Here is a 26,725-nt window from a genome sequence, read left to right as displayed (position 1 = left end):
TTGTCATTTTTTGATCATTTTTCTGACCAAAAGGTATTTTTCAATACGCGATCACTTATGAACATTGAGGCCAATGAGGCCGAAACCATCGAGATCAGCGGCGCTGACCCAGTTGGCTGGGGAGGTGCTCTCGGGGCGCCAAAGCCTGGAGGACCGGCTGACATCCAATGACCCTAGCGTCGACGACGCCGCGTTGCCGCGCTTGATCCAGATGGGCACAAGTGCTGGTGGCGCTCGCGCAAAGGCGATCATTGCCATCAATCGCGAAGGGCATATCTGATCAGGGCAGGTTCCGGCGCCCAAAGGCTATAGCTACTGGTTGCTCAAGTTCGATGTCGCAAAAAACACCGATGTGCTTGCCGATAGCCAGGGGTTTGGTCGCATCGAGTACGCCTACTACTTGATGGCCAGGCAAGCCGGCGTGGTAATGACGGAGTGCCGTCTGCTTGAAGAGGGCTTGCTCACTTCATGACCAAGCGATTCGACCGCACCGATGAAGGTGACAACATTCACACCGCGACCTTGTGCGCGCTGGATCATGCCGACTACAAAAAACCGGGTGAGTACTCCTACGCCGAGGCCCTGAACGTGTTCAGGGCGCTGAAACTGGGGCGTCGGGAGGCGGAGCAGTTTTTCAGGCGCATGGTGTTCAACGTTATCGCTCGAAATCAGGACGACCACACCAAGAACATCAGCTTTTTGCTGGACACTGACGGTACCTGGTATTTGTCGCCTGCCTATGACGTTACCTGGTCCTATATGCCTGGAAATTTCTGGGTCGACAGCCATCAGATGAGCATCAACGGTAGGCGCGACCATTTTGTGGTGGCTGACCTGCTCAGTGTGGGCAGCCAGATCAAAGGGCTGAAGGCCAAGCAGATCATCCGCGAGGTGCATGAAGCGGTGATGCAATGGCCCGTGATCGCTGCAAAAACGGGGGTCTCGTCGGTGATGATCAATGCCATTGCCAAGACCCATCGACTGGACCTTTTGCCTGACTCTTAAGTCAATAAAACCGCCACTTTGCGCCGCTAGACAGATGGTCATCCCAGGGGCTGTTTATCTGGATTATTACGGTATACTGCGCGGCCTTCGGCCGGTCCAAACCGGCCTTAATTCGTACACCAAGCCACGCTGGATTTCCCGCGTGGCTTGTTGTTTTTTGACGCGCCTGCGGGCGCCCAGAGAGAAGAGGCACGACGATGAGTGCATTGGTTGGCGTGATCATGGGCTCCAAGTCCGATTGGTCCACCCTTAGCCACACCGCCGATATGCTGGAAAAACTCGGCATTCCGTACGAAGTGAAGGTGGTCTCCGCCCACCGCACCCCGGATTTGCTGTTCCAGTATGCCGATGAAGCAGAATCCCGTGGCATCGAGGTGATCATCGCCGGTGCCGGCGGCGCGGCGCACTTGCCTGGCATGTGTGCGGCCAAGACTCACCTGCCCGTGCTTGGCGTGCCGGTGCAGTCGTCGATGCTCTCGGGCGTGGATTCGCTGTTGTCCATTGTGCAGATGCCGGCTGGCATTCCGGTGGCAACCCTGGCAATCGGCAAGGCCGGCGCGATCAACGCAGCCTTGCTGTCCGCCAGCATCCTGGGCGCCAAGCACCCGCAGTTTCATGCGGTGCTGAAAAAATTCCGTGCTGAGCAGACAGACAGCGTGCTGGACAATCCAGACCCACGCATCGCCTGAGGTTGTTGACGATGAAAATCGGTGTAATCGGTGGCGGCCAACTGGGCCGCATGCTGGCTTTGGCGGGTACGCCGCTGGGGATGAACTTCGCTTTCCTGGACCCGGCGCCGGACGCCTGCGCTGCGGCCCTGGGTGAACACCTGCGCGCTGACTACAGCGACCCGGACCACCTGCGCCAACTGGCCGATGAAGTTGACCTTGTGACCTTCGAATTCGAAAGCGTCCCGGCCGAAACCGTGGCCTTCCTGTCGCAGTTCGTGCCGGTGTACCCGAGCGCCGAAGCCTTGCGCATCGCTCGCGATCGCTGGTTCGAAAAGAGCATGTTCAAGGACCTGGGCATTCCGACGCCGGCCTTCGCCGATATCCAGTCCCAGGCCGACCTGGACGCCGCGGTCGCCAGCATCGGCCTGCCGGCGGTGTTGAAAACCCGCACCTTGGGCTACGACGGCAAGGGCCAGAAAGTCCTGCGCACCGCTGCCGATGTGGTCGGCACTTTTGCCGAGCTCGGCAGCGTTGCCTGCCTGCTGGAAGGCTTCGTGCCGTTCACCGGCGAAGTCTCGCTGATTGCCGTACGCGCCCGTGATGGCGAAACCCGCTTTTACCCGTTGGTGCACAACACCCACGTCAACGGCATCCTGAAAGTGTCGGTAGCCAGTACTGACCACCCGCTGCAGGCCCTGGCCGAAGACTATTCCAGCCGTGTGCTCAAGCAGCTGGATTACGTTGGTGTAATGGCGTTCGAGTTCTTTGAAGTCGACGGCGGCCTCAAAGCCAACGAAATCGCCCCGCGTGTGCACAACTCCGGGCACTGGACCACCGAAGGCGCCGAGTGCAGCCAGTTCGAAAACCACCTGCGGGCGGTGGCGGGCTTGCCGTTGGGCTCCACGGCCAAGGTCGGCGAGAGCGCCATGCTCAACTTCATCGGCTCTGTACCGCCGGTGGAGCGTGTGATGGCGATCGACGATTGTCACGTGCATCACTACGGCAAGGCCTTCAAGGCCGGGCGCAAGGTCGGCCACGCCAACCTGCGTTGCAAGGACCGTGCGACGCTGCAGGCGCAGATCCTCAAGGTTGAAGCGCTGATCGCCGAACAATAAGCCTGACCACGGCGGGAACCATTGGGGTTCTGCGTCTCTCTGATTGCAGGATGCCAAAGGCTGACTAGGCTTTGGCATGACTCATACCAATCAGAGGGAAATGCCATGGGTATCATCGGAACCATTTTTATCGGCTTGATCGTCGGCCTGCTGGCGCGCTTCCTCAAGCCTGGCGACGACAGCATGGGCTGGATCATGACCATCCTGCTGGGTATCGCCGGTTCCCTGGCCGCGACCTATGGCGGTCAGGCCCTGGGGATCTACCAGGCAGGCCAGGGCGCAGGTTTCATCGGCGCGCTGGTGGGTGCCATCGTGTTGCTGGTGATCTACGGCCTGATTAAAAAGAAGTAATCAGCCGACAAAGTCCTCTGCGCTGCGCAGGCGCAGAGGGCTAGAATGCTCGGCCCTTGTATTTGCCGAGCCTCTCCATGCGCCGTCTTCTGTTAACGCTTCTTCTGCTGGGCTCTGGCCTGGCGCACGCTGGCGAACTGCCGGAAACCGACTGGCTCGACCTGATGCCGCTGTCGGATCAGAAAGCTCTCGAAGCCATGCCCGAGATCGACCACAACTCCCCCGAAGCTCAAGGCACGTTCACCGAAAAGGGTGGCTTGAAGCAGAGCAAGGGCCTGCCTGCGGTGATGTATTCCACCAAGACCGTAGCGGCCATGAACGGCAAGAATATCCGCATTGGCGGCTATCCGGTGCCGCTTGAAACGGACGCCAAGGGCCGCAGCACATTGTTCTTCCTGGTGCCTTACCCGGGCGCCTGCATACACGTGCCGCCACCGCCGCCTAATCAACTGGTGCTGGTGCGCTATCCCAAGGGGTTGAAGCTGGATGATATCTACACGCCGCTGTGGGTCACGGGCACGTTGAAGGTGGAGACGGTCAATAACGACTTGGCAGATGCCGCATATGCGCTGGAGGCCGGGAAGGTGCGGGTGGTGAAGGAGTCTGATCTCTAAAGCTCAGAGCATAACCCTGTGGGAGCTGGCTTGCCTGCGATAGCAACGCCTCGGTGTTCCTGATACACCCAGTTGCCTGCATCGCAGGCAAGCCAGCTCCCACATTTGATTGGGTTTACAAGGCCAGTGCCGTGATGCTCACGCCTAGAGTGTGGCTTTCGCCGGGCGCCAGGTTCACAACATCGTCCAGCACGTTGGCCGTCTCGATGCACAACATACCCTGCCAGCCGTCATCGGCCATATCGTCGAAAGCCTTGGCGCGTTCGGTCCAGGGGTTCCAGACCACGGTGGATTTCGAGCCTTCGCTGGTGAGCTGGATACGGCGCTGCCAATCGCTATCGACGATGTTCAACTGGGCCGGCGTATTCAGGTAAATGCGGTCTGTTTCGGCGCTGAAGTGCAGCAGCCCGGCTTGCTGTTTCTCGGTCCACCCGTCGGCGGTATCGATGTAGGCCACGCCATCCAGCCCCTCGACCTGCACTTTGCGCACATCGCTCACGGCGAAGTAGGTGTGCAATGCCTGGCTGAGGGTCACGGTGTCGGCGCCGTGGTTGTGGCTGGTCAGGCGGATGTGCAGTTGGTCATCCAACAGCAGGCTCAGCGTCAGGTCTACCTGATGGGGCCAGCCTGGAAAGCCGCCAGCCGGCACCGGCAATACCAAGTCCACTCGCAGCGTCTGGCCGTCGAGTTCGGTGGTGGCCAGTTCCCAGCGGGCGGTGCGCACAAAACCGTGGGCGCCGGCAGGCTGATCACTCTGGCGCATGGCTTTGACGCTTTGCGGGTTGCGGTCGAACACCCCGAACCACGGCCAGCACACCGGTACGCCGGTACGAATGCCTTTGCCCTGCTTGAACACAGCCTCAGGGTTCGGCCAGATCAGCGGCTGTTCGCCCTCGCGCTGGTAACTGAAGATATGCGCACCCTGTTGGGCCACCATCAACTCGGCGCCGTTGTGGCGGATGCGCCAACAGTCCAGCTCGTCGATTTTTACCGTCTCAACGTGGGGCGTAGGCATAACAAAGCTCTCTTAGTGGCAGGCAATGGGGCAATTGACCGTTAAAACCCGGCGAGGTTTAACGCGCCCGTGACGGTACCGAGCGCGTGCGGCCGCTGCCATCGATGGCGACGAACACGAATACGGCTTCGGTCACCTTGCGCCATTCGCTGGACAACGGATCGTCGCTCCACACTTCGACCATCATCTGGATCGAGCTGCGGCCAATTTCCAGGGCCTGGGTATAGAAGGAAAGCTGCGCACCCACGGCCACCGGCACCAGAAACGCCATGCGATCAATGGCCACGGTGGCCACGCGCCCACCGGCGACCTTGCTGGCCATTGCCGTGCCGGCCAAGTCCATCTGCGCGACCAGCCAGCCGCCGAAGATATCGCCAAAACCGTTGGTTTCACGCGGAAGCGCGGTGATTTGCAGGGCGAGATCGCCTTGCGGGATAGGATCTTCTTGTTCGAGTTCGATCATGCCGAGGGTGCCTCTGACCCGTGACGCTTCATGGGTATTTCAAGTGGATAGCCGTCTTCTTAGAAAAACGTTTCAGCACCAACATACACCGCTCGATGCGTTTCTCGTAAGGCGAACTAAAGGGAAACTCTGCCAAACCGGCTGGACGGCACCCAACAACGTTTTGGCACAGCAGCCCCTCAAGACAGCGGGTCTGGCGCTTGCACCGGCGAGTATATCGAGACCCTGGCGCCACGACGACCTCCCGACGCTCATTTGGTCGGTAAATAGACGCTGTATCGGGGCTTTTGCGCGCAACTGTGCTCCTGGCGCTGTGCTTTTTCGGGCGATTTGCTATCTTGCCAAACCCGCCGCAAGTCACGGGCGTGCAGTCCTTTACGATGATTACTATAAGAGAAGCCTTGCCATGTCCTCCGTGCCCGCAAGCAGTGCGCAACCCTCGCGCCCGCTGACCCGCAACGACTACAAAACCCTGTCGCTGTCTGCCCTGGGTGGAGCGCTGGAGTTCTACGACTTCATCATCTTTGTGTTTTTCGCCACCGTGGTCGGGAAACTGTTCTTCCCTGTGGACATGCCCGAATGGCTGCGCATGATGCAGACCTTCGGCATCTTCGCCGCCGGCTACCTGGCGCGCCCCTTGGGCGGCATCATCATGGCGCACTTCGGTGACCTGCTGGGGCGCAAGAAGATGTTCACCCTGAGCATTTTCATGATGGCCGTACCCACCCTGATCATGGGTCTGCTGCCCACCTACGCGCAGATCGGCCTGTGGGCGCCGGTCCTGTTGCTGCTGATGCGCATCATCCAGGGCGCGGCGATCGGCGGCGAAGTACCGGGCGCCTGGGTGTTCGTCTCCGAACACGTCCCGCCGCGCCACATCGGCTACGCCTGCGGCACCCTGACCAGCGGCCTCACCGCCGGTATTCTGCTGGGCTCGTTGGTGGCTACCGCCATCAATAGCGCCTATACACCGGAACAGGTCTCTGATTACGCCTGGCGGATTCCTTTCCTGCTCGGCGGCGTATTCGGCCTGCTGTCGGTGTATCTGCGTCGTTGGCTGCATGAAACGCCGATCTTCGCCGAGATGCAGCAACGCAAGAGCCTGGCCGCTGAACTGCCCTTGCGCGCCGTGTTGCGCGATCACCGTGGCGCCATTGTGCTGTCGATGCTGCTGACCTGGCTATTGTCGGCCGGTGTGGTGGTAGTCATCCTGATGACCCCGACCGTGCTGCAAACCATCTACCACTTCAGCCCTACGGTGGCGCTGCAGGCCAATAGTCTGGCCATCGTGACCCTGAGCCTGGGTTGCATCGCCTCGGGCGCGCTGGCCGACCGCTTTGGCGCCGGTCGCGTGCTGGTCACAGGTTGCGCACTGCTGCTGGCGACTTCCTGGACGCTGTATCACAGCCTGATGGCCCACCCCGACTGGCTGTTCCCGTTGTATGCCTTGACGGGTCTGTTTGTCGGCACCATCGGCGTGGTGCCCTACGTGATGGTCAAAGCCTTCCCGCCGGTGGTGCGCTTCAGCGGTCTGTCGTTCTCCTACAACGTTGCTTATGCCGTGTTCGGCGGGTTGACGCCATTGGCGGTGTCGCTGCTGATGAAGGAGAGCCCGATGGGCCCGGCTTACTATGTGGCCGTCCTGTGTGTGATGGGGATGCTGGTGGGCGGGTATCTGTGGAAACGCGGCCGCTGAAGCCTGCACATTCAGATAGTGGCCTTTCATCTAATTGTCATATTTCAGACATAGAGTGTTCACACGGCCTGCCGATACTTGGCCCCGATCCAATTATCCCTATCTGCTAGGAGCAAGGCATGAAACTGAAACGTTTGATGGCGGCAATGACTTTTGTCGCTGCTGGCGTTGCGACCGCCAACGCGGTGGCCGCTGGTGTTGATCCGGCAATCCCGGCTTACGTCAAGACCACTGGTGTGTCGGGCAACCTGTCCAGCGTCGGCTCCGATACCTTGGCTAACCTGATGACCCTGTGGGCCGAGGGTTACAAAAAGGAATACCCGAACGTCAACATCCAGATTCAAGCTGCCGGCTCTGCCACTGCGCCACCTGCGCTGACTGAAGGCACCTCCAACCTGGGCCCGATGAGCCGCAAGATGAAGGACACCGAACTGGCGGCCTTCGAGCAGAAGTACGGCTACAAGCCAACGGCAATCCCGGTTGCCGTGGATGCCCTGGCGGTATTTGTGCACAAGGACAACCCGATCCAGCACCTGACCATGGAACAGGTCGATGCGATCTTCTCCTCGACGCGTCTGTGCGGCGCCAAAGCCGATGTGAAAACCTGGGGTGACCTGGGCGTGACCGGCGACCTGGCCAACAAGCCAGTGCAACTGTTCGGGCGTAACTCGGTATCCGGCACCTACGGCTACTTCAAGGAAGAAGCCCTGTGCAAAGGCGACTACAAGCCAAACGTGAACGAACAACCGGGCTCGGCTTCGGTCGTGCAGTCGATCAGCTCCTCGCTGAACGGCATCGGTTACTCGGGCATCGGCTACAAGACCGCCAGCGTGAAGACCGTGCCATTGGCCAAGAAAGGCAGCACTGACTACATCGAAGACTCCGAAGAAAACGCCCTGAACGGCAAGTATCCGCTGTCGCGTTTCCTCTACGTGTATGTCAACAAAGCCCCGAACAAGCCACTGGCGCCGCTGGAAGCTGAGTTCGTGAAACTGGTGCTGTCCAAGCAGGGCCAGGAAGTAGTGGTCAAAGACGGCTACATCCCACTGCCAGCCAAAGTCGCCGCCAAGGCCCTGGCTGACCTGGGTCTGAAAGAAGGCAACTAAGCCTGCGATACCTGATGTAGACGCATGCTTTTCTGTGGGAGCGGGCTTGCCCGCGATGCTGGCGACGCGGTTTAGCGTTGAAATCGTGTTGATGCCATCGCGGGCAAGCCCGCTCCCACATAAGCAGTCTGCATCCCTAATTTTTTATCCGCTGCCAGCCCTGCTTCGCGGCGGATTTGTTGCGTCACTGCACTGTCATCTTTCTGTCATACAGGATCGCTAGGGTGTGCGCATGAATGATCTGACCAATTCCACCATGACGACGACTTCCCCTCCCAAGCGCATTGATTTCAATACGCCTGAGCTGCAACGCAAGCGCCGCATCCGCGCGCTCAAGGATCGCTTCACCCGTTGGTATGTGCTGGTCGGCGGCCTCGCCGTGCTGGCCGCCATTACCCTGATCTTCTTCTTCCTCGCCTATGTGGTTGCGCCATTGTTCCAGGGCGCCTCGTTGACCAAGGAAGACGCGTTGACGCCCGCTTGGATGCAGGACGCCGGCAAGCCGTTGATGATCTCCCTCGAAGAACAGAACCAGGTCGCCATGCGGGTTTCCGACAAGGGCCAGGCGCTGTTCTTTGCCGTGGACACCGGTGCCGAGCTCAAGCGTGTCGACCTGCCGATTCCGGCCGGTACCAGCGTTGCTTCCATTGGTGAAGATCAGCCGGGCAGCCCGCTGGTGATTCTCGGCTTGTCCAATGGCCAGTCTTTGGTGTTTCGCCACACCTATAAGGTGTCGTATCCGGACGGCAACAAAACCATCAGTCCAGCTATCGAGTACCCCTACGGCGAAACGCCGATCGTGCTGGATGACGCCGGTCGCCCGCTGGAACACGTTGCGCTCAACGCCACCGACACCTCCCTGGTGGTGGCAGGTTCCGCCGGTTCGCACTTGAACGTGCTGACCCTGAGCCGCGAAGAAAACATGATGACCGGTGAAGTCACCAGCGAGCAGAAGCGCGTCGAGCTGCCGCAGATGACCGAGCCGGTGAAGGCGATCTTCATCGACCCACGCCAGCAGTGGTTGTATGTGATCAACGGTCGTGCCCTGGCCGACGTGTTCAGCCTGCGCGACAAGAGCCTCAACGGTCGCTACAAACTGCTGGAAGACGCCGACACGGAAATCACCGCCAGCACCCAGTTGGTCGGCGGCATCTCGCTGATCCTGGGTAACTCCAAAGGCGGCCTGGCCCAGTGGTTCATGGCCCGCGACCCGGATGGCGAACAGCGCCTGAAGCAGATCCGCACCTTCCAGATGGGCACCGCGCCCATCGTCGAAATCAGCGCTGAAGAGCGCCGCAAAGGCTTCACCGCCCTGGATGCTGCTGGCCAGTTCGGCGTGTTCCACAGCACTGCCCACCGCACCTTGCTGGTGGACCCGGTGGTCGACGGCCAGGGTCTGTTCGGCATGTCGCCACGGGCCAACCGTGTGATTGTCGAGGCGGGTGGCAAGCTGCAACCGTTGTTGCTCGACAACCCGCACCCGGAAGTGTCGTGGAGCGCGTTGTGGAGCAAGGTCTGGTACGAGAACTACGACGAGCCTAAATACGTCTGGCAATCCACGGCCGCCAACACTGACTTCGAACCCAAGATGAGCCTGGCCCCGCTGACCTTCGGTACCTTGAAGGCCGCGTTCTACGCCATGTTGCTGGCGGCGCCACTGGCGGTTGCTGCAGCGATCTACACCGCTTACTTCATGGCGCCGAGCCTGCGCCGCAAGGTCAAGCCGGTGATCGAGCTGATGGAAGCCATGCCGACGGTGATCCTCGGATTCTTCGCCGGCCTGTTCCTGGCGCCGTATGTGGAAGGGCACCTGCCGGGCATTTTCAGCCTGTTGATGCTGTTGCCGATTGGCATCCTGGTCGCCGGCTTTGTCTTCAGCCGCTTGCCTGAGTCGATCCGCCTGCGCGTTCCCGATGGTTGGGAAAGCGCGATCCTGATTCCTGTGATCCTGTTGGTGGGCTGGCTCTCGCTGTACATGAGCCCGTACCTGGAAACCTGGTTCTTCGGCGGTGACATGCGCATGTGGATCTCCCACGATCTGGGCATTACCTACGACCAGCGCAACGCGTTGGTGGTCGGCCTGGCCATGGGTTTTGCGGTGATCCCGAACATCTACTCCATCGCCGAAGACGCCGTGTTCAGCGTGCCACGCGGCCTGACCCTGGGGTCCCTGGCACTGGGCGCCACGCCGTGGCAGACCATGACCCGCGTGGTCATCCTCACCGCCAGCCCGGGCATCTTCTCGGCGCTGATGATCGGCATGGGCCGCGCCGTGGGCGAGACCATGATCGTACTGATGGCCACCGGTAACACCCCGGTGATGGAGATGAACCTGTTCGAGGGCCTGCGCACCCTGGCGGCCAACGTTGCGGTGGAGATGCCCGAGTCGGAAGTGGGCGGCAGTCATTACCGCGTGCTGTTCCTCTCGGCGCTGGTGCTGCTGTTGTTCACCTTCATCATGAACACCCTCGCCGAGCTGATTCGTCAGCGTCTGCGCAAGAAATACTCGTCGCTTTAAGAAAGGTAGAAGTCTGTGAAACAGAACTCCCTGAATGGATGGTTCAAGAGCGGCGCCCCCGGCGTCTGGATCAGCGGTGGCGCGGTGTCCATCGCGGTCATCATGACCATTGGTTTGCTGGCTGTGATTGCGGTGCGGGGCCTGGGCCATTTCTGGCCGGCCGACCTGATCCAGGCGAACTACAACGTGCCAGGCCAGGCCAACCACATCGTCATCGGCGAAGTGGTCCAGAAAGAAGAAGTGCCGCGCGAGCGCCTGAAAAGCGCGGGCCTGCCGGTGCCGGACCAAGGCCCGGAATTCATGACCCGTGAGCTGATCAAGGTCGGCAACCGCGACCTGAACGGTAACGACTTCACCTGGATTGTCGGTGAGTGGCTGAAGGACCAGACCAAGCCTGCGAACCTGATGGCCATCGAGCGTCGTGAGTGGGGCAACTTCTACGGCACCCTGGTCAACGTCAAGCAGGACGGCAAGGTGATTGCCGAAGGCGAGGCCGCGTGGCCGGAGCTGCAAGCCCGCGTGGACCGCGTGAACAAGCTGGCCGCTCAGCTCAAGAGCCTGGAAAAAACCGACATTGGCGCGATCAACGCCGGGCTGGAGCGCATCCGCCTGCACGGTCGCAAACTGGAACTGGAAGGCAAGCTCGACGCTGCCGCCCAGGCCGACATGGACGCCGACCGCGCCGAGCTGAACGCCCGCTACCAGGACATCGAAGCGCGCCTGGCCGACCTGCATGCCCAGTTCAACCGCGACGCCCTGACGGCGCGTGACGGCAACGGCAAGGAAGTGGAAATCGGCATCGGCAAAGTGGTGCACGCCTACCAGCCGAACGCCATGGGCACGATGACCAAAATCGGCTTCTATTTCAGCAAGGTCTGGGAATTCCTCAGCGATGACCCACGGGAAGCCAACACCGAAGGCGGGATCTTCCCGGCCATCTTCGGCACCGTGATGATGACCCTGATCATGGCAATGATCGTGACCCCGTTTGGCGTACTGGCCGCGGTGTACCTGCGTGAATACGCCAAGCAGAACACCTTGACGCGCATCATCCGCATCGCCGTGAACAACCTGGCCGGCGTACCGGCCATCGTCTACGGCGTGTTCGGCCTGGGCTTCTTCGTGTATGTACTGGGGGGCTCGGTCGACCGTCTGTTCTTCGCTGAAGCGCTGCCTGCGCCGACCTTCGGTACGCCGGGGTTGCTCTGGGCTTCGCTGACCCTGGCGCTGCTGGCGGTACCCGTGGTGATCGTGGCCACCGAAGAAGGCTTGGCGCGGATTCCTCGCACCGTGCGTGAAGGCTCCCTGGCGCTCGGCGCGACCAAGGCGGAAACGTTGTGGAAGATCGTGCTGCCAATGGCCAGCCCGGCGATGATGACCGGCATGATCCTCGCCGTGGCCCGTGCCGCGGGTGAGGTGGCACCGCTGATGCTGGTGGGTGTAGTGAAGCTGGCGCCGTCGCTGCCGCTGGATGGCAACTACCCGTACTTGCACCTGGACCAGAAGATCATGCACCTGGGCTTCCATATTTATGACGTCGGCTTCCAGAGCCCCAACGTCGAAGCCGCACGGCCGTTGGTGTACGCCACCGCCTTGCTGCTGGTACTGGTGATCGCCACGCTCAACCTGTCGGCAGTGTGGATTCGTAACCACCTGCGCGAAAAATACAAAGCGCTGGACAGCTAATGCGATCCAATGTGGGAGCTGGCTTGCCTGCGATGGCATCACCGCGGTTTTACTGCAATACCGCGCCACCCGCATCGCAGGCAAGCCAGCTTCCACAGGGCTCGGTGTCAGGCACAGAATTTGAGTAAGCCGCCCCGGCGGTTCAACGAAATGAATTGGTAGCACAGGGAGCATCCCATGCAACACGAAACCCAATCCCACGGCATCAACATGTCTGCCCTGGGTCGCGACAAGCAGAGCCTGAGCCTGGCCCAGGAAACCGTGGCCATCGAAGTACCGGGCCTGAGTCTGTACTACGGTGACAAGCAGGCGCTGTTCGACGTCAGCATGAACATCCCCAAACAGCGTGTGACCGCCTTCATCGGCCCGTCGGGCTGCGGCAAGTCGACGTTGTTGCGTACCTTCAACCGCATGAATGACCTGGTGGACGGTTGCCGTGTAGAAGGTGCAATCAACCTCTACGGCACCAATATCTACCGCAAGGGCGAAGACGTGGCCGAGCTGCGTCGCCGCGTGGGCATGGTGTTCCAGAAGCCCAACCCGTTCCCCAAGACCATCTACGAAAACGTGGTCTACGGCCTGCGTATCCAGGGCATCAACAAGAAACGCATCCTCGACGAAGCGGTTGAGTGGGCGCTCAAGGGCGCGGCATTGTGGGACGAGGTCAAGGACCGCCTGCACGAATCGGCACTCGGCTTGTCCGGCGGCCAGCAGCAGCGCCTGGTGATCGCCCGTACCATCGCCGTAGAGCCGGAAGTGTTGCTGCTCGACGAACCGTGCTCGGCGCTCGACCCGATCTCCACCTTGAAAGTCGAAGAGCTGATCTACGAGCTCAAGTCCAAGTTCACCATCGTCATCGTGACCCACAACATGCAACAGGCGGCGCGGGTTTCCGACTACACCGCGTTCATGTACATGGGCAAGCTGGTGGAGTTCGGCGATACCGACACCCTGTTCACCAATCCGGCGAAGAAGCAGACCGAAGACTACATCACCGGTCGCTACGGCTAGTTGGAGCAGCTGCAAGCCGCAAGTTTCAAGCGGCAAGTAAGAGCAGTTCAACGGAACGACACACATCAGCTTGCAGCTTGTAGCTTGCGGCTTACAGCTTTTGCGGAGCAACCCCATGATTAGCAAAGAAGGCCTTACCCACCACATCTCCGCGCAGTTCAATGCCGAGCTTGAGGAAGTGCGCAGCCACCTCCTGGCGATGGGCGGGCTGGTGGAGAAGCAAGTCAATGATGCGGTCACCGCGCTGATCGAGGCCGACTCGGGCCTGGCTCAGCAGGTGCGTGAGATTGACGAGCAGATCAACCAGATGGAACGCAATATCGACGAAGAGTGCCTGCGCATTCTTGCCCGCCGCCAGCCAGCGGCCTCGGACCTGCGTTTGATCATCAGCATTTCCAAGTCGGTGATCGACCTGGAGCGCATCGGCGATGAAGCCACCAAGATTGCCCGCCGCGCCATCCAACTGTGCGAAGAGGGTGAAGCCCCCCGTGGCTACGTGGAGGTGCGCCATATCGGCGATCAGGTGCGCAATATGGTGCGCGATGCCCTCGACGCCTTCGCCCGCTTTGACGCCGAACTGGCGTTGTCGGTGGCGCAGTACGACAAGATCATCGACCGCGAATACAAGACCGCGCTGCGCGAGTTGGCCACCTACATGATGGAAGATCCGCGTTCGATCTCGCGGGTCTTGAACATTATCTGGGTGCTGCGCTCCCTGGAGCGTATCGGCGACCACGCGCGCAATATCTCGGAATTGGTGATTTATCTGGTGCGGGGCACCGACGTCCGGCACATGGGCCTAAAGCGCATGAAGGCCGAAGTTGAAGGCACTGCTGATCTAATCCCTAATGTTCCGGGCGAATCTGACGATAAGTAAGGTTGCCCGAGAAATTAACGCCCGGCCTCTGGCCGGGCGTTTTCGTTTGCGGCATGTGAATTTTTTGCACAGCAGGCGCCATAAAGTCCTTCTGTGACCCGCGAGTTTTGGCAAAATGCCATCAGTCAGGCGTTTTGCAGACGTTTTTATAGGATGAAGGGTCGATGAGTAAAGTCAGTGTGTTGGTGGTGGATGACGCCTCGTTTATTCGCGACCTGGTGAAGAAGTGCCTGCGTAATTACTTCCCCGGGATCAAGATCGAAGATGCGGTGAACGGCAAAAAGGCGCAATCCATCCTCATGCGCGAAACCTTCGACCTGGTGCTGTGTGACTGGGAAATGCCGGAAATGTCTGGCATTGAGTTGTTGACCTGGTGCCGCGAGCAAGCGCACCTGAAGGCCATGCCGTTCGTGATGGTGACCAGCCGTGGCGACAAGGAAAACGTGGTGCAGGCGATTCAGGCGGGGGTTTCCGGCTACGTCAGCAAGCCGTTCACCAACGAGCAGTTGCTGAACAAGGTCAAGCAGGCCCTGCACAAGATCGGTCGCCTCGATGCGCTGATTGCCAGCGCGCCGACCAAGATGAACTCAGCCTTTGGCAACGACTCCCTGAGCGCCCTGACCGGCGGCAAACCCGAAGCGGTCAAGCCGGCCCCGGTGGCGGCGCCCAGCAAAGGTCTGCTCAATACACCGCCAGCCAAGGCCCCCGCAGCAGCGGCGCCGACGGGCAGTCGCGGTCAGGGCCAGTTGCGCCTCGCAAGCGGCACCCAGCAATGCGTGATCAAGGCCTTGAGCATCAAGGAAGCGTTGCTGGTGGTAAAGCGTGGCGAGGTCCTGCCACAAGTACTGGAAAGCGCCGTGCTCGACCTTGAACAGGGCGACAACGCCGAAGTCGCACGGCTCAACGGCTACCTGCACGCCATCGTCGCCTACGAGCCCAAGCCCGACAGCGACTGGTTGCAACTGACTTTCCGCTTTATCGACCAGGATGCGCAGAAGCTGGACTACATATCCCGCCTGATCGCCCGTGGCACGGCGCAGAAGCATTTCGTGCCGGGTGCGTGAAGCACCGCGACGCCTATCCCCTGTAGGAGCGAGCTTGCTCGCGAAAAACGCCAACGATAACGCGTGCTTCCTGAATAAACGCGGCGCCTGTGAGTTTTTCGCGAGCAAGCTCGCTCCTACAGAGGGCGACTGGTCTACAGTCAGTCCAGCAACAGCACCTTGGCCAACACGATCTTCGGCCCTTTCATCTTCTTGATGATGATCCGCAAGCCTTCAACTTCCAGCACTTCTTCTTCTTCCGGCACGCGCTTGAGCGTGTCGTAGATCAGGCCGGCCAGGGTTTCGGCTTCGATGTGGTCCAGGTCGACGCCCAACAGGCGTTCCACCTTGAACAACGGCGTGTCGCCACGCACCAGCAGTTTGCCGGGCTGGTAGGCGAGGATGCCGCGCTCGGCCTTGCGGTGTTCGTCCTGGATATCGCCCACTAGCACTTCCAGCACGTCTTCCATGGTCAAGTAGCCGATGATCTTGCCGTCGGCTTCTTCCACCAGGGCGAAGTGCGCGCCGCCTTTGCGGAACTGCTCCAGCAGTTGCGACAACGGCATATGCCGCGATACGCGTTCCAGTGGGCGGGTCAATTCGGCCAGGTTGAACGATTCGGGGATATGGTCCAGGGCCGCCAGTTCCAGCAGCAAATCCTTGATGTGCAGCAAGCCGACAAACTCGTTGCGCACCGCGTCATACACTGGGTAGCGGCTGAATTTATGGCGGCGGAACAGCGCGAGAATTTCCTTGAGCGGGGCGTTGAAGTCCAGGGTCACCAGGTCTTCCCGGGAGTTGGCCCAGTCCACTACTTCCAGCTCGCCCATTTCCACGGCGGAGGCGAGGACGCGCATGCCTTGGTCGCTGGGGTCCTGGCCACGGCTGGAGTGCAGGATCAGCTTGAGTTCTTCGCGACTGTAATGGTGCTCATGGTGCGGGCCAGGCTCGCCTTGGCCCGCGATACGCAGGATGGCGTTGGCACTGGCGTTGAGCAGGTAGATGGCCGGGTACATCGCCCAGTAGAACAGGTACAGCGGCACGGCCGTCCACAGCGACAGCAGCTCGGGTTTGCGAATCGCCCAGGATTTGGGAGCCAGTTCGCCGACCACGATGTGCAGGTAGGAAATCACGAAGAAGGCGGCAAAGAACGACACGCCCTTGATCACTTCCGGCGACTGCACGCCGACCGCGCCCAGCATCGGCTCGAGGATGTGCGCAAAGGCCGGCTCACCGACCCAGCCCAGGCCCAGGGACGCCAGGGTGATACCCAGCTGGCAAGCCGACAGGTAGGCGTCGAGCTGGCTGTGCACGGTACGCAGGATCTGCCCGCGCCAGCCGTTCTTATGGGCGATGGCCTCGACGCGGGTGGCGCGCAGTTTGACCATGGCAAATTCCGCCGCAACGAAGAAACCGTTGAGCAGTACCAGGATCAGTGCAAAAAGAATCATGCCGAAATCGGCGAAGAGTGTAGCGAGGGTAATGCCAGGGGAAGGGTCCATGATGGGGTTTTGCAGGTTCCGTGTGTTCAATAAGGGGTGACAGGTAGGCCTGAAAGGCAGGCGCAAGTCGGCCAATGTAGCGGCTGACGGGGCGCTTGCCTAGTGCCCGCTGCCGGGCGGGGCTGCAAAGTCGTGTCGCAGAACCCGTGTGGGAGCTGGCTTGCCTGCGATGGCGGTCTGCCTGCTACCGATAATTTGGCTGACCCGCCGTCATCGCAGGCAAGCCAGCTCCCACAGTGGGCCGTGCTCACTTCCGCTTAATCATCGGCCTCGACCGCTCGCGAACGGTTTACCTGCGCCGGCGGAAAATGACAGGTAAAGGTACTGCCATGCCCCAGCACGCTGCTGATTTCCAGGCGGGCCCGATGGCGCAGCAGCACATGCTTGACGATGGCCAGGCCCAGCCCGGTGCCGCCGGTGTTGGAGTTGCGGCTGGAGTCGACACGGTAGAAGCGCTCGGTCAGGCGCGGCAGGTGCTTGGCGTCGATACCGATACCCGAGTCCTGCACACTCAGGTGCGCGCCGTGCTCGTCGGCCCACCAGCGAATGCGGATATTGCCCTTGTCCTGGGTGTACTTCACCGCGTTGAACACCAGGTTGGAGAATGCACTGCGCAATTCGCCTTCACTGCCCTTGAGCAATACAGTTGGGTCGGCCTCCAGCGTGATTTGCTGCCCGCGTTCGCCCGAGAGGGCCTGGGCATCGTTCTTGATCGTCTGCAACAGGCTCTGCACCGCCACGGGGTGGTTGTCCGAGGGGTAGTCCGTGGCTTCAAGCTTGGCCAGCAACAGCAGGTCGTTAAGCAGGGTTTGCATGCGCGAGCCTTGCACCTGCATCTGCTGCAGGGCGCGGCTCCAGCGCGGGTTGATCTCATCGACATTGTCCAGCAACGTCTCCAGGTAGCCGCAGATCACCGTCAACGGCGTGCGCAGCTCATGGGAAACGTTCGCGACGAAGTCTTTGCGCATCTGTTCCAGCTGGTGAATACGGGTCACATCACGTACCAGCATCAAGTGCTCATTGTTGCCGTAGCGAGTCAGGTACAGCTGGATGCGCACGCGGTCGTTGGTGGGCGAGGGGATTTCCAGGGCTTCTTCGTAGTTGTCCTGCTCGAAGTATTCCTTGAAGCGCGGGTGACGCACCAGGTTGGTCACCGGCTGGCCGCTGTCCTGGGGCGTCTTGAGGCCCAGCAGAGTCTCGGCGGCACGGTTCCACCATTCCAGGTTGCCGTCGCTGTCGAGCATGATCACCGCGTCCTTGAGCGCGGCGGTGGACTCCTGCACCCGGTCGATCACCGCTTGCAGGCGCCCGCGTACCCGTTGGTCGCGGCGCTGCAGGTGGTAGATGCTGTCGAACACCTCGCCCCACAGGCCATAGCCATCGGGGGGGGCCTCATCGGGTTTGTGCTGGCGCAGCCATTCATGCAGGCGCAGCAATTGTTTGAGGGTCCAGCCCAGGTACAACGCGATGCCGGCGGCCAGGCTCCAGCCGTAATAGCCACTGATCAGCCCGACCAGCAGGCAGGCAGTGATCAACAGAAGCATGTGGCGGATCAGGGTGCCATGCCAGTTTTGGTTCAAGGTGCGTCCTTCGGAGCAGTTTCAAGTTTCAAGCTGCAAGCTCCAAGCTTAAGCAGTCCCGCTTTTAACTTGCGGCTTGTGGCTGATTGCTCAACCTTTGGTTGAAAACCGATAGCCGGTACCGCGCACGGTTTGTACCAGATTCTCGTACGCATCGCCCAAGGCTTTGCGCAGGCGGCGGATATGCACGTCCACAGTGCGCTCTTCCACATAGACGTTGCCGCCCCATACCTGGTCGAGCAGTTGGCCGCGGGTGTAGGCGCGCTCCTGGTGAGTCATGAAGAATTGCAGCAAGCGGTATTCGGTCGGCCCCATCTCCGCAGGCTTGCCGTCGATGGTCACTCGGTGGCTGATCGGGTCCAGGATCAAGCCGTCGACTTCGATAGGCGCTTCGCCATCGGTCGGGCCGGCGCGGCGCAGCACGGCTTTGAGGCGCGCCACCAGTTCCCGTGGGGAAAACGGCTTGGTGATGTAGTCATCGGCACCCACTTCCAGGCCCTGGATCTTGTTGTCCTCTTCGCCCTTGGCGGTGAGCATGATGATCGGGATATCCCCGGTCAGCTCGTCACGCTTGAGACGGCGGGCCAATTCGATGCCCGAGGTGCCGGGCAGCATCCAGTCGAGCAGGATCAGGTCCGGCTTGCGGTCGACGATAATGGCGTGGGCCTGCTGGGAGTTCTCCGCCTCCAGGCAGTCATAGCCGGCCATTTCCAACGCGACGGCGATCATTTCGCGAATGGGCGCTTCGTCGTCAACGATCAGAATGCTCCTGCCAACCATGCTCAATCCTCTTGTCATTTAACTGTCTTGCGCCGCATTAGATAACGGAATTATTGCAGTCGTGTGACAGTAATTTAGTCGCTTGGGCAATTAACGGCACTCTGAACTACCCTTTGGGTCCGAATCCTGACAACCACAAAAGGAAGGTTCCGATGACTTACAGCACTGTTTCCTGGAAAACCCTGCTGGTATCTGCGGTGTTGACGCTGCCAGGGTTGGCGTTTGCGGCAGAGCCGGCGATGACCCAAGACGGGATGTTGGTGGACCACAAGGGCATGACGCTCTACACCTTCGACAAGGACGCTGATGGCAAATCAGTGTGCAAGGACCAGTGCGCGACCAACTGGCCACCGCTGAAGGCAGAGTCCACCGACACCAAGACCGGCGATTGGACGGTGATCACCCGCGACGACCAGACCAGCCAGTGGGCCTACAAAGGCAAGCCTGTCTACACCTACAAGGACGACAAGAAAGCCGGTGACAAGACCGGTGATGGCAAAGGTAGCGTCTGGCACATCATCAAGCCCTGACTAAGCGGCGGCTTGGAGGCCTTCGCGAGCAAGCCCGCTCCCACTTTTGATTTGCGAATACAGTCAAATGTGGGAGCGGGCTTGCCCGCGATGGCGTCCCAACAGTCACCACAGAATCCTCAGCGAACCGCGTAATCCACCACGATCCCGACAAAAATCGCCAACCCCGCCCAGTGATTATGCAAGAACGCCTTGAAGCACTTCATGCGGTCCCTGTCCCGTGTGTACCAGAACTCCCAGACAAAACAGCCCGCTGCCGCCAGCAACCCGAGGTGGAACCACCCGCCCAGCTCGAACCGTGCGCCGGCCAGCAACAGGCACGCCAGCGCCAGGCCTTGCAGGGTGAGGATGATCACGCGGTCAGCGTCACCGAACAGAATGGCGGTGGATTTCACCCCGATCTTCAAATCGTCATCGCGGTCGGTCATGGCGTAATAGGTGTCGTAGCCCACCGTCCACAACAGGTTGGCGATGTACAGCAGCCACGCGGTGGCAGGCAAATGGCCGGTCTCGGCGGTAAACGCCATCGGCATGCCCCAGGAAAACGCTGCGCCCAGCACCACTTGGGGGTAATAGGTGTAGCGCTTCATGAACGGGTAGCTTGCCGCCAGTGCGAGGCCGCCCAGGGACAGCAGGATGGTGCTGGCATTGGTCAGCAGCACCAGCAGGAAACTGATGCCCATCAGCACGGCAAAAAACACCAGCGCTTCCTTCGAACTGATCTTGCCGCTAACCAGCGGGCGTTGCTCGGTGCGTTTCACATGGCCATCGACCTTGCGGTCGGCCCAGTCATTGATCACGCAGCCGCCGGCCCGGGTCAGTACCACGCCCAGCACGAAAATCACGATATTGATCAGTGACGGCGAACCCTTGCCGGCGATCCACAGGGCCCACAGCGTCGGCCACAGCAGCAGGTAGATGCCGATGGGCTTGTCCATGCGCGTCAACTGAATGAAATCCCAGGCCCTGGGGTTCAGGCGGTTCAAGGACTTGAGCAGACGTTGGTACATCAGCAGTTCTCCGGATGATCTTGCAGCGCGTGCCAGAAACTGGGCAGGAAGACTTCCGCCACCAGCACGCTCAGCGCCCCGCGGTCGAAGCGCGAGCGGCGCGCCCACAGATTATCGGCCTGGTCCGCTGTCGGCAGCCAGGCACGAGGGTAGTGACACACTTCAATGGCCTGGCGGGTAAAGGCGCGGTCGCAGAACAGCAACTCGCCCAGCGAGCGGCTGCCCAGTTCGTCCATGTGCAGCCCGTCGCCCTGCAAGGCACTGCGGGCCGCCACGCTGCGGGCGAACACCCAAGGCTGGCCGTGCCCGCGCAAATACACCTCGCGTACCCAACCGATACTGGCCGGCGGCAGGTCCAGGGCGGCGCATTCGTCGTCGCGCAACGGTTGCCAGCCTTCGAACAGCGGCGTCACGCTGAAACCCTCGTTGGACAGCCACGTCAGCCGTCGCGTCAGCGAGCCTTCGTCAAACAGCCAGTTGAGGGTCAAGGGCGTGGGCAAGGGGCTCAGAAGGCTCTGGGTCAGCCATTGGCAAGCATCGGGAAGGGCGATTGAGTGCGGCACGGTGAGTCAGTATTGGCAGCAAAAGAGGCGGCGAGCTTACCATGGCACCCTAGGCTTTTGCCGCGCCAAACCCGTCGTTTGCGTCGAACGTGCTTGCATCTGCCGGCCCCGATCAGTACAAAACGCCCTGAGCCGCGCGGCAACGCTGGATCCATCGACCGCCGGCCAACACGCCTGAACCTGAGGAAGCATGTAATGAAGAAGTGGCAATGTATCGTCTGTGGCCTTATCTATAACGAAGCGGACGGCTGGCCGGATGACGGTATTGCACCAGGCACTCTGTGGCAGGACGTCCCGGAAGACTGGCTGTGCCCGGACTGCGGCGTGGGTAAGTCGGACTTCGAAATGATCGAAATCGCGTAATCCCGAATTTAAGAAACGTACTACAAGGAGAAAGGAATGAACGCACCTGTCGTGATCATCGGCACAGGATTGGCCGGTTACAACGTCGCCCGGGAGTTTCGCAAGCTCGACAGCGAGACCCCGTTGCTGCTGATCACTGCCGATGACGGACGCTCCTACTCCAAGCCCATGCTCTCCACCGGCTTTGGCAAGAACAAGGAAGCCGATGGCCTGAGCATGGCCGAACCTGGCGCCATGGCCGAGCAACTCAAGGCCCAGGTGCGCACCCATACGCGCATCAGCGGCATCGACCCAGGCCACAAGCGCCTGTGGATCGGCGAGGAAGCGGTGAGCTACCGCGACCTGGTCCTGGCCTGGGGCGCAGAAACCGTGCGCGTACCGGTCGAAGGCGATGCGGCTGAGCTGATTTTCCCGATCAACGACCTGGAAGACTACGCGCGCTTTCGTGCCGCTGCTGCCGGCAAACGGCGCGTGCTGCTGCTTGGCGCTGGCCTGATCGGCTGTGAGTTTGCCAATGATCTGATCCTGGGCGGCTATGAAATCGACCTGGTCGCGCCGTGTGAGCAAGTCATGCCGACCCTGCTGCACCCGGCGGCAGCCGCAGCGGTGCAAGCTGGGCTGGAAGGCATCGGCGCGCGTTTCCACCTGGGCCCGGTGCTCAATCGCCTGCAACGCACGGCTGATGGCCTTGAAGCGCACCTGTCGGACGGTGAAGTGATCCACTGTGACCTGGTGGTGTCTGCCATTGGCCTGCGCCCGCGTGTAGACCTGGCCGCAGCGGCCGGCCTGCAAATCAACCGCGGGATCATGGTGGACCGCCACCTCAAGACCTCCCACACCAATATCTATGCCCTGGGCGACTGCGCCGAGGTGGATGGCCTGAACCTGTTGTACGTGATGCCGCTGATGAGCTGCGCCCGTGCCCTGGCGCAAACCCTGGCCGGCAATGCCACGGCGGTGAGCTATGGACCGATGCCCATCACCGTGAAAACCCCGGTGTGCCCGCTGGTGGTATCACCTGCGCCACGAGGCACTGAAGGCGTCTGGAGTGTCGAAGGGCAGGGTGCCGACATCAAGGCCCTGTGCCGCGATGCCAGCGGCCGCCTGCTGGGTTACGCACTGACTGGCAGCGCTGTCATGGAAAAACTGGCGCTGAACAAAGAACTTCCGCCGTTACTGGCGTAAATACCACCCGTTCTGTCGCAAACATCACGTTCATACCCCGAGAAAGGCCGCCGCGAGACTGGCGCGGCGCCCGAGGGCATGCCATCCTCACTCCCGTCTGCCGCAGAGTAGAGCCTGCGGCGCCTTGGCGCTGCTCCACCAGAGAGCAGCACGGACATAACAACAAAAAACCGTCAAAGAGGCTTCACATATGCGTAAACCAGATCTCGCAGCCGCTATCGCTGAAAAAGCCGATCTCACCAAAGAACAGGCCAACCGCGTCCTCAACGCCGTCCTCGAAGAAATCACCGGCGCCCTGCACCGCAAGGACAGCGTCACCCTGGTCGGCTTCGGCACTTTCCTGCAACGCCACCGCGGCGCCCGCACCGGCAAAAACCCGCAAACCGGTGAGCCAGTGAAAATCAAGGCGAGCAACACCGTAGCGTTCAAGCCGGGCAAGTCGCTCAAAGACAGCGTCAACCCGTAAGTTAAGCGGTACCGTCTCGAAGGGAGGCGGGGCGGTAAAGAAGATGGGCACGCCGACTGGGTCGGGTGCCCATTTTTTGTTGGGTGCTGATGCGTATGCCAGATTAAGCCAGCTCGCCTAATCGCATTTTCAGGTGAATTGAACTAGGAAATAGCCGCCCACATCCACTTCCTTCAGCTTTTTCGCTCGATTATCGGCGAACACATAGCCGATACCTCCACCGAATATTCCTTCGTGACTAGGGCTGATTTTTGCAATGTCGGCGTCGGTGAGTTGAGCCAAGAAATAGTAGCGAGGGCTTTCATACAAAGGGTCTTGCAACCAAGCGGGGCGCCCAAGGGCCTTGCTGATACCCGCGCCACTGTCCACGTCTTCCAATTCCTCCTCCATTTGTTCGGGAGTGAACGGTTGCTGGGCAATATACGTTCGCGGAATTGGATCAACCAACGCAGAGGGTGTGAGTTCGGAAGTCGCCAGCGCGTGAAGCAGAACCTGGCTATGGCCAAGTTGAAGCTTTTCCATCTCGCTTTGTTGATGGACAGTCAACTTTCGTACAGACGATCGTGTGTACGTTTCGTCAGTTCGCTCAACGGAGACGAACACCGTAAGCGCCATCCCGGAGGATAGGAATGGGACGTCCAAGAACGTTGAGGTCATCGTAATCACCGGCAGCATAAGCTGCCCGGTTTGCGGGTCTTTAGGCCACAGTTCAAGGTCTGCAAGCCACGCACCTCCGCCTATTTGTCCAAGGTTATGGTCTTGCTCTGAGAGGATAATTTGATTGATACCCATAGCCGGTGATCCTTTAGAAACAACCTTTTCGTTTGGCGAATGACGTGGCAGAGCGCCTCTCGCTATGGATTTCGATCAAGCGATGCTCGGCATCGTAGATGAAGGTTCCCGTGGACCTTGGGTGTTGTTCTGGCTATCAAGACAGATGCAGGTAAAACAGTTCCACTTCATTTGGGTCTTCAGAGGACCTCAGCACAGCTTTGTATTTGTCCTCAAGTTTCTGATTTAGACCTTCGTTATATAGCAAATAAAGAGCAGGATAATCAGTGTTGGTGCGAATCCAGTCTTCCGAATCTGCTTCGTCAAACCAACATTGGGCTAATCCAATACTGGTCAGCAACTGCTCTTTCCAGTCAGGTTTTTCATCCGGGCTGTCAAATGAATACAACCATATTGAAAAACGCTCATTGAAGTTCTCAAGCGTTTCGCCGGGATTTTTTAGTGGCCGCCAGTCCGTCAGTTCGGCGACAACATGGTTGGAAGTCCGGGTTTTAATAGTCTTCTCGATAATAGACTGGGACCAGTTTTCCGGATATTTAAACCGTTCGTCTCGGAGTGCTTTATTAAGGACGTTGTTCACGCACGTCATCAGCGCTGGGTCCACTATCTGAAGCGTCAAGTGGAGAGAAAACCATCCCTTACTCTTGGATAGATTTATCGTGTAGCGACGAACTCGACCACGCTCGCCATTTGATTCAAAATTTCTGCCTTTTTTTAGCGCGTACCCATGTTTCGCAAAGGGTTCTGCTAAGACTGAGGTCAGTAACTTCAATATATCTTTTACAGTTTCAGTCATTACGGCAACCTCCATAGTGGGACCCTGGCTTCGCTAACGGTTACGCCTTTTGTGCTCTTTCCAGAATTACCAAATATGCCTTTCCCATCGGCGATGATTTTGTCTTTTGCAAGCTGGGCTTTAGACCGTACAGCACCACCTGACTTGACCTCAATTGCGACGACTTTCCCGGTTTTGTTATTTTTTATCAAAATGTCTACGTAGCGGCCTCTCCCTGCACCTGGAGTTTTGACATAAACCTGTGTACCGAGCACGGTCACTTTGGGATTATTTAATAGCTTCTGATGCACCAGGTTTTCAGCGGCTTTACCGTTGACTTTATTCTGCCTCCTTTGTGCTGAGGAACAGGCCCAGCCCCAGGGGTCTATTCAACCCGTCGGGTTAGGAGCGTATTGGTAAAGATTGCCGCCTCCCGCCAACCCAATCGGATCCGGCGTCGTAAACCGCCCCACATCCGGATCATAAAACCGAAACGTGTTGTAGTGCAGCCCAATCTCTCGATCCAGGTACTGCCCCTGAAAGCGTAAATTCTGCTCTTCGATAAAGTACGCTTCACGCACTTCTTCGTCCGCATTCCCCCACACCTGATAGCGCGCCTGCCACACCGTTTTCCCATCAGCTTCGGTCAGTTGCTCAGGCAATCCATTCAGGTCGTTGTGGTAGTAGCGCACGCTTTGATGCTCACTCGTTCCGTCCACTCGAGCCAGCGGTACATAGCCATCTTCTTCATAGAGATAGAGGCTGGTCTGGCTATGCCGATGCTCCTGCAGCAGGCGCAACCCCTCCCAATCAAAGCGGGTTTCACCCAACGGATAACCGTTGCTGTCATGTTCGGTTTTAGCGATGCGCCGGCCGAGGGGGTCATAGGTCATTTTTACGACCGTTTCGCGTCCATCCTTCTGGCTACGGACTTCGATCAGGCGATGCTCTGCGTCGTAGGCAAAGAGCTGTACGCCGCGTAGGGCACTGCGCTTTTCGATCATTCGGCCAAAGCCGTCGTAACGATAGCGTTTGTCCTGATAGGTCAACAGCTTGTTATTCACCACCAGCCCCGCACTGGCTGATGGTCCGTCCAGCAGGTTTGCTGCGGCATCGTAGGCAAACGTTTCTCGCTGGCCCTGAGCGTTGTCCTGGCTGGCGATAATGCGCCCGGTGGCGTCGTAGTGGAGCAGTTGGCGCTGATCCCGACGGTTATCGCGGTCACGCTCCAGGCGGCCGATCAGGTTATCGGCCGGGTCATAGTCAAAGTGTTTTTGCTGGGCGGCCGGCAGTTGCGTGGGCTGGCCGTTGGAACGGCGTATCCGTGAGCGCAGGCGGCCGCTGCGGTCATATTCGCTGCGCGTAGTGATCTGGCCTTGGGTACGCAGGACTTCACGGTGCAGGCGGTCGCGTTCGAAGTCGCAGATGACGCGCCCGTCGAGGTTGATCTGGTGCAGGTGGCCGCTGCCGTAGTACAGGCGGTTGAGCCAACGGTCGTCGGGTCATATAGTCTGGTCTCACTATCAAGTGTGGCCCGGTATCCAGAATAAATTTTTACCTCCGGATTTAATGATCTTCTCAATCAGCTCAGTAAATGATTTTGCGATCAGTGTGCTCTCATCGGCGGTCGGGTAACTGTCCCAGAACGAGTCGTAGCAGTAGCCAAATTGCGGGCCAGGTTTCAGGTTAATTGAAATTATTTGATCCGCACATTTAACGAGCGCGTACCAGTTAGCTGAGTCTGGGTCCTCCAAGTCTTCGTCCATAACGACAAAGTCGGAGCGTTCAAGTTCTGGCGCCTGAATCATGAAGCTGTACTGTGCCTTTGGATAGAAAACAGCGCTGCTGTAATGGTTATAAAAATCGGTCAAGTCATCGGGGACGGGATTACTCGGCAACCCAGTAGAAGGTGCTGTCGTGCAGTCAGCGTTTTCTATTAGATTAAGAATGTTCATCTTCCGCATCCATTGTAGATAAAGAGAATAACTTTAATTAAAACGAAATGCAT

At 59.5% G+C, this 26,725-nt stretch carries 28 protein-coding genes and 1 pseudogene; 18 read left to right on the top strand and 11 right to left on the bottom strand.

Going from position 1 to position 26,725, the window contains the following annotated elements; translation table 11 throughout:
- The first annotated feature begins 73 nt into the window (after positions 1-73).
- The 7 genes from HBO10_RS08210 (at position 74) to HBO10_RS08180 (ending at position 3,756) form a co-directional block, all read left to right on the top strand.
- Positions 74-280: a hypothetical protein gene (locus HBO10_RS08210; RefSeq protein WP_052200007.1), complete on the top strand. Its 207-nt coding sequence runs from the start codon at positions 74-76 to the stop codon at positions 278-280.
- 39 nt (positions 281-319) lie between these two features.
- On the top strand, positions 320-472 hold the full coding sequence (locus HBO10_RS08205; RefSeq protein ID WP_080757762.1) for a hypothetical protein: 153 nt from the start codon (positions 320-322) through the stop codon (positions 470-472).
- Positions 469-1,005, top strand: a complete 537-nt coding sequence (locus HBO10_RS08200; RefSeq protein ID WP_052200006.1) for a HipA domain-containing protein — start codon at positions 469-471, stop codon at positions 1,003-1,005. Before HBO10_RS08205 ends, HBO10_RS08200 begins: the two co-directional genes overlap by 4 nt.
- A 197-nt stretch (positions 1,006-1,202) precedes the next feature.
- A complete protein-coding gene (purE, locus tag HBO10_RS08195; RefSeq protein ID WP_003195648.1) occupies positions 1,203-1,694 on the top strand; it encodes a 5-(carboxyamino)imidazole ribonucleotide mutase in 492 nt (163 codons plus the stop codon).
- An 11-nt stretch (positions 1,695-1,705) separates the two neighbouring features.
- A complete protein-coding gene (locus tag HBO10_RS08190; protein WP_020302828.1) occupies positions 1,706-2,791 on the top strand; it encodes a 5-(carboxyamino)imidazole ribonucleotide synthase in 1,086 nt (361 codons plus the stop codon).
- Between the two features lie 105 nt (positions 2,792-2,896).
- Positions 2,897-3,142, top strand: a complete 246-nt coding sequence (locus tag HBO10_RS08185) for a GlsB/YeaQ/YmgE family stress response membrane protein (RefSeq protein ID WP_005792540.1) — start codon at positions 2,897-2,899, stop codon at positions 3,140-3,142.
- Between the two features lie 77 nt (positions 3,143-3,219).
- Entirely contained in the window at positions 3,220-3,756 is a 537-nt protein-coding gene (locus tag HBO10_RS08180; protein ID WP_034129130.1) for a DUF3299 domain-containing protein, read from the top strand.
- Between the two features lie 115 nt (positions 3,757-3,871).
- Here HBO10_RS08180 and HBO10_RS08175 read toward each other — a convergent pair whose 3' ends face one another.
- On the bottom strand, positions 3,872-4,771 hold the full coding sequence (locus tag HBO10_RS08175) for a D-hexose-6-phosphate mutarotase (protein ID WP_034129129.1): 900 nt from the start codon (positions 4,769-4,771) through the stop codon (positions 3,872-3,874).
- A 58-nt stretch (positions 4,772-4,829) separates the two neighbouring features.
- On the bottom strand, positions 4,830-5,234 hold the full coding sequence (locus HBO10_RS08170) for an acyl-CoA thioesterase (RefSeq protein WP_003176975.1): 405 nt from the start codon (positions 5,232-5,234) through the stop codon (positions 4,830-4,832).
- A 406-nt stretch (positions 5,235-5,640) separates the two neighbouring features.
- Between HBO10_RS08170 and HBO10_RS08165 the strand changes: the two genes are divergently transcribed.
- From HBO10_RS08165 to HBO10_RS08135, 7 genes are all read left to right on the top strand, one after another.
- Complete coding sequence (locus tag HBO10_RS08165) at positions 5,641-6,930, top strand: MFS transporter (protein WP_034129128.1); 1,290 nt, start codon at positions 5,641-5,643, stop codon at positions 6,928-6,930.
- Positions 6,931-7,049: 119 nt separating this feature from the next.
- Positions 7,050-8,036, top strand: coding sequence for a phosphate ABC transporter substrate-binding protein PstS (locus tag HBO10_RS08160; protein ID WP_003195633.1), 987 nt, complete (start codon positions 7,050-7,052; stop codon positions 8,034-8,036).
- A 484-nt stretch (positions 8,037-8,520) separates the two neighbouring features.
- Complete coding sequence (locus HBO10_RS08155) at positions 8,521-10,554, top strand: ABC transporter permease subunit (protein WP_169921968.1); 2,034 nt, start codon at positions 8,521-8,523, stop codon at positions 10,552-10,554.
- A 15-nt stretch (positions 10,555-10,569) separates the two neighbouring features.
- On the top strand, positions 10,570-12,240 hold the full coding sequence (gene pstA, locus HBO10_RS08150; RefSeq protein ID WP_034129126.1) for a phosphate ABC transporter permease PstA: 1,671 nt from the start codon (positions 10,570-10,572) through the stop codon (positions 12,238-12,240).
- A 177-nt stretch (positions 12,241-12,417) separates the two neighbouring features.
- The gene (pstB, locus tag HBO10_RS08145) at positions 12,418-13,251 is read left to right on the top strand and encodes a phosphate ABC transporter ATP-binding protein PstB (protein WP_003195626.1); all 834 of its coding nucleotides are present in this window, start codon (positions 12,418-12,420) and stop codon (positions 13,249-13,251) included.
- 115 nt (positions 13,252-13,366) lie between these two features.
- The gene (phoU, locus tag HBO10_RS08140) at positions 13,367-14,128 is read left to right on the top strand and encodes a phosphate signaling complex protein PhoU (protein ID WP_034129125.1); all 762 of its coding nucleotides are present in this window, start codon (positions 13,367-13,369) and stop codon (positions 14,126-14,128) included.
- A 164-nt stretch (positions 14,129-14,292) separates the two neighbouring features.
- Positions 14,293-15,192, top strand: coding sequence for a response regulator (locus HBO10_RS08135; protein WP_034129124.1), 900 nt, complete (start codon positions 14,293-14,295; stop codon positions 15,190-15,192).
- A 140-nt stretch (positions 15,193-15,332) separates the two neighbouring features.
- Here the strand turns inward: HBO10_RS08135 and HBO10_RS08130 are convergent, their stop codons facing one another.
- From HBO10_RS08130 to phoB, 3 genes are all read right to left on the bottom strand, one after another.
- The gene (locus tag HBO10_RS08130; protein ID WP_003195620.1) at positions 15,333-16,673 is read right to left on the bottom strand and encodes a hemolysin family protein; all 1,341 of its coding nucleotides are present in this window, start codon (positions 16,671-16,673) and stop codon (positions 15,333-15,335) included.
- Positions 16,674-16,930: 257 nt separating this feature from the next.
- Complete coding sequence (gene phoR, locus HBO10_RS08125) at positions 16,931-18,217, bottom strand: phosphate regulon sensor histidine kinase PhoR (protein WP_219857405.1); 1,287 nt, start codon at positions 18,215-18,217, stop codon at positions 16,931-16,933.
- A gap of 126 nt (positions 18,218-18,343) precedes the next feature.
- Positions 18,344-19,033 carry a phosphate regulon transcriptional regulator PhoB gene (gene phoB / locus HBO10_RS08120; protein ID WP_003195617.1) on the bottom strand — a complete coding sequence of 230 codons (690 nt, stop codon included), beginning with the start codon at positions 19,031-19,033 and terminating at the stop codon, positions 18,344-18,346.
- A gap of 152 nt (positions 19,034-19,185) precedes the next feature.
- Here phoB and HBO10_RS08115 point away from each other — a divergent pair, with 152 nt between their 5' ends.
- Positions 19,186-19,563, top strand: coding sequence for a hypothetical protein (locus tag HBO10_RS08115; protein ID WP_034129122.1), 378 nt, complete (start codon positions 19,186-19,188; stop codon positions 19,561-19,563).
- Positions 19,564-19,682: 119 nt separating this feature from the next.
- On the opposite strand, the gene ubiA is transcribed toward HBO10_RS08115, so the two are convergent.
- The gene (gene ubiA / locus HBO10_RS08110) at positions 19,683-20,573 is read right to left on the bottom strand and encodes a 4-hydroxybenzoate octaprenyltransferase (RefSeq protein ID WP_014720511.1); all 891 of its coding nucleotides are present in this window, start codon (positions 20,571-20,573) and stop codon (positions 19,683-19,685) included.
- Positions 20,573-21,136 carry a chorismate lyase gene (locus HBO10_RS08105; protein ID WP_034129121.1) on the bottom strand — a complete coding sequence of 188 codons (564 nt, stop codon included), beginning with the start codon at positions 21,134-21,136 and terminating at the stop codon, positions 20,573-20,575. The genes ubiA and HBO10_RS08105 overlap by 1 nt, the downstream gene beginning before the upstream one ends.
- Before the next feature lie 195 nt (positions 21,137-21,331).
- Between HBO10_RS08105 and HBO10_RS08100 the strand changes: the two genes are divergently transcribed.
- From HBO10_RS08100 to HBO10_RS08090, 3 genes are all read left to right on the top strand, one after another.
- Complete coding sequence (locus HBO10_RS08100) at positions 21,332-21,499, top strand: rubredoxin (RefSeq protein ID WP_014720509.1); 168 nt, start codon at positions 21,332-21,334, stop codon at positions 21,497-21,499.
- Between the two features lie 36 nt (positions 21,500-21,535).
- Positions 21,536-22,684 carry an FAD-dependent oxidoreductase gene (locus HBO10_RS08095; RefSeq protein ID WP_034129120.1) on the top strand — a complete coding sequence of 383 codons (1,149 nt, stop codon included), beginning with the start codon at positions 21,536-21,538 and terminating at the stop codon, positions 22,682-22,684.
- Between the two features lie 190 nt (positions 22,685-22,874).
- Complete coding sequence (locus HBO10_RS08090) at positions 22,875-23,150, top strand: HU family DNA-binding protein (RefSeq protein WP_003195589.1); 276 nt, start codon at positions 22,875-22,877, stop codon at positions 23,148-23,150.
- A gap of 129 nt (positions 23,151-23,279) precedes the next feature.
- Here HBO10_RS08090 and HBO10_RS08085 read toward each other — a convergent pair whose 3' ends face one another.
- The 4 genes and pseudogenes from HBO10_RS08085 to HBO10_RS08070 all read right to left on the bottom strand — a co-directional run bounded on the left by HBO10_RS08085 (position 23,280) and on the right by HBO10_RS08070 (position 26,672).
- A complete protein-coding gene (locus HBO10_RS08085) occupies positions 23,280-23,942 on the bottom strand; it encodes a hypothetical protein (protein ID WP_034129119.1) in 663 nt (220 codons plus the stop codon).
- 136 nt (positions 23,943-24,078) lie between these two features.
- The gene (locus tag HBO10_RS08080; RefSeq protein WP_034129118.1) at positions 24,079-24,738 is read right to left on the bottom strand and encodes a hypothetical protein; all 660 of its coding nucleotides are present in this window, start codon (positions 24,736-24,738) and stop codon (positions 24,079-24,081) included.
- Between the two features lie 371 nt (positions 24,739-25,109).
- Positions 25,110-26,219, bottom strand: a pseudogene (locus tag HBO10_RS08075) (RHS repeat-associated core domain-containing protein); the annotation flags it as partial.
- A 21-nt stretch (positions 26,220-26,240) separates the two neighbouring features.
- On the bottom strand, positions 26,241-26,672 hold the full coding sequence (locus HBO10_RS08070) for a hypothetical protein (protein ID WP_034129265.1): 432 nt from the start codon (positions 26,670-26,672) through the stop codon (positions 26,241-26,243).
- Between the last annotated feature and the right edge of the window lie 53 nt (positions 26,673-26,725).

The organism is Pseudomonas sp. WS 5503, from assembly GCF_012985385.1.
Taxonomy (GTDB): domain Bacteria; phylum Pseudomonadota; class Gammaproteobacteria; order Pseudomonadales; family Pseudomonadaceae; genus Aquipseudomonas; species Aquipseudomonas paracarnis.
This window is presented reverse-complemented; position numbering and strand designations above follow the sequence as displayed.

Bases quoted from the DNA above. Each gene is read 5' to 3' on its own strand.
- HBO10_RS08180 (WP_034129130.1), top strand. From the start codon at position 3,220: ATGCGCCGTCTTCTGTTAACGCTTCTTCTGCTGGGCTCTGGCCTGGCG.
- HBO10_RS08170 (WP_003176975.1), bottom strand. From the start codon at position 5,234: ATGATCGAACTCGAACAAGAAGATCCTATCCCGCAAGGCGATCTCGCC.
- purE (WP_003195648.1), top strand. From the start codon at position 1,203: ATGAGTGCATTGGTTGGCGTGATCATGGGCTCCAAGTCCGATTGGTCC.
- HBO10_RS08090 (WP_003195589.1), top strand. From the start codon at position 22,875: ATGCGTAAACCAGATCTCGCAGCCGCTATCGCTGAAAAAGCCGATCTC.
- HBO10_RS08095 (WP_034129120.1), top strand. From the start codon at position 21,536: ATGAACGCACCTGTCGTGATCATCGGCACAGGATTGGCCGGTTACAAC.
- HBO10_RS08085 (WP_034129119.1), bottom strand. From the start codon at position 23,942: ATGGGTATCAATCAAATTATCCTCTCAGAGCAAGACCATAACCTTGGA.
- phoR (WP_219857405.1), bottom strand. From the start codon at position 18,217: ATGCTTCTGTTGATCACTGCCTGCCTGCTGGTCGGGCTGATCAGTGGC.
- HBO10_RS08175 (WP_034129129.1), bottom strand. From the start codon at position 4,771: ATGCCTACGCCCCACGTTGAGACGGTAAAAATCGACGAGCTGGACTGT.
- HBO10_RS08100 (WP_014720509.1), top strand. From the start codon at position 21,332: ATGAAGAAGTGGCAATGTATCGTCTGTGGCCTTATCTATAACGAAGCG.
- phoU (WP_034129125.1), top strand. From the start codon at position 13,367: ATGATTAGCAAAGAAGGCCTTACCCACCACATCTCCGCGCAGTTCAAT.
- HBO10_RS08115 (WP_034129122.1), top strand. From the start codon at position 19,186: ATGACTTACAGCACTGTTTCCTGGAAAACCCTGCTGGTATCTGCGGTG.
- HBO10_RS08130 (WP_003195620.1), bottom strand. From the start codon at position 16,673: ATGGACCCTTCCCCTGGCATTACCCTCGCTACACTCTTCGCCGATTTC.
- HBO10_RS08200 (WP_052200006.1), top strand. From the start codon at position 469: ATGACCAAGCGATTCGACCGCACCGATGAAGGTGACAACATTCACACC.
- phoB (WP_003195617.1), bottom strand. From the start codon at position 19,033: ATGGTTGGCAGGAGCATTCTGATCGTTGACGACGAAGCGCCCATTCGC.
- pstB (WP_003195626.1), top strand. From the start codon at position 12,418: ATGCAACACGAAACCCAATCCCACGGCATCAACATGTCTGCCCTGGGT.
- HBO10_RS08165 (WP_034129128.1), top strand. From the start codon at position 5,641: ATGTCCTCCGTGCCCGCAAGCAGTGCGCAACCCTCGCGCCCGCTGACC.
- HBO10_RS08210 (WP_052200007.1), top strand. From the start codon at position 74: ATGAGGCCGAAACCATCGAGATCAGCGGCGCTGACCCAGTTGGCTGGG.
- HBO10_RS08135 (WP_034129124.1), top strand. From the start codon at position 14,293: ATGAGTAAAGTCAGTGTGTTGGTGGTGGATGACGCCTCGTTTATTCGC.
- HBO10_RS08160 (WP_003195633.1), top strand. From the start codon at position 7,050: ATGAAACTGAAACGTTTGATGGCGGCAATGACTTTTGTCGCTGCTGGC.
- ubiA (WP_014720511.1), bottom strand. From the start codon at position 20,573: ATGTACCAACGTCTGCTCAAGTCCTTGAACCGCCTGAACCCCAGGGCC.
- HBO10_RS08185 (WP_005792540.1), top strand. From the start codon at position 2,897: ATGGGTATCATCGGAACCATTTTTATCGGCTTGATCGTCGGCCTGCTG.
- HBO10_RS08080 (WP_034129118.1), bottom strand. From the start codon at position 24,738: ATGACTGAAACTGTAAAAGATATATTGAAGTTACTGACCTCAGTCTTA.
- HBO10_RS08070 (WP_034129265.1), bottom strand. From the start codon at position 26,672: ATGAACATTCTTAATCTAATAGAAAACGCTGACTGCACGACAGCACCT.
- HBO10_RS08190 (WP_020302828.1), top strand. From the start codon at position 1,706: ATGAAAATCGGTGTAATCGGTGGCGGCCAACTGGGCCGCATGCTGGCT.
- HBO10_RS08155 (WP_169921968.1), top strand. From the start codon at position 8,521: ATGCAGGACGCCGGCAAGCCGTTGATGATCTCCCTCGAAGAACAGAAC.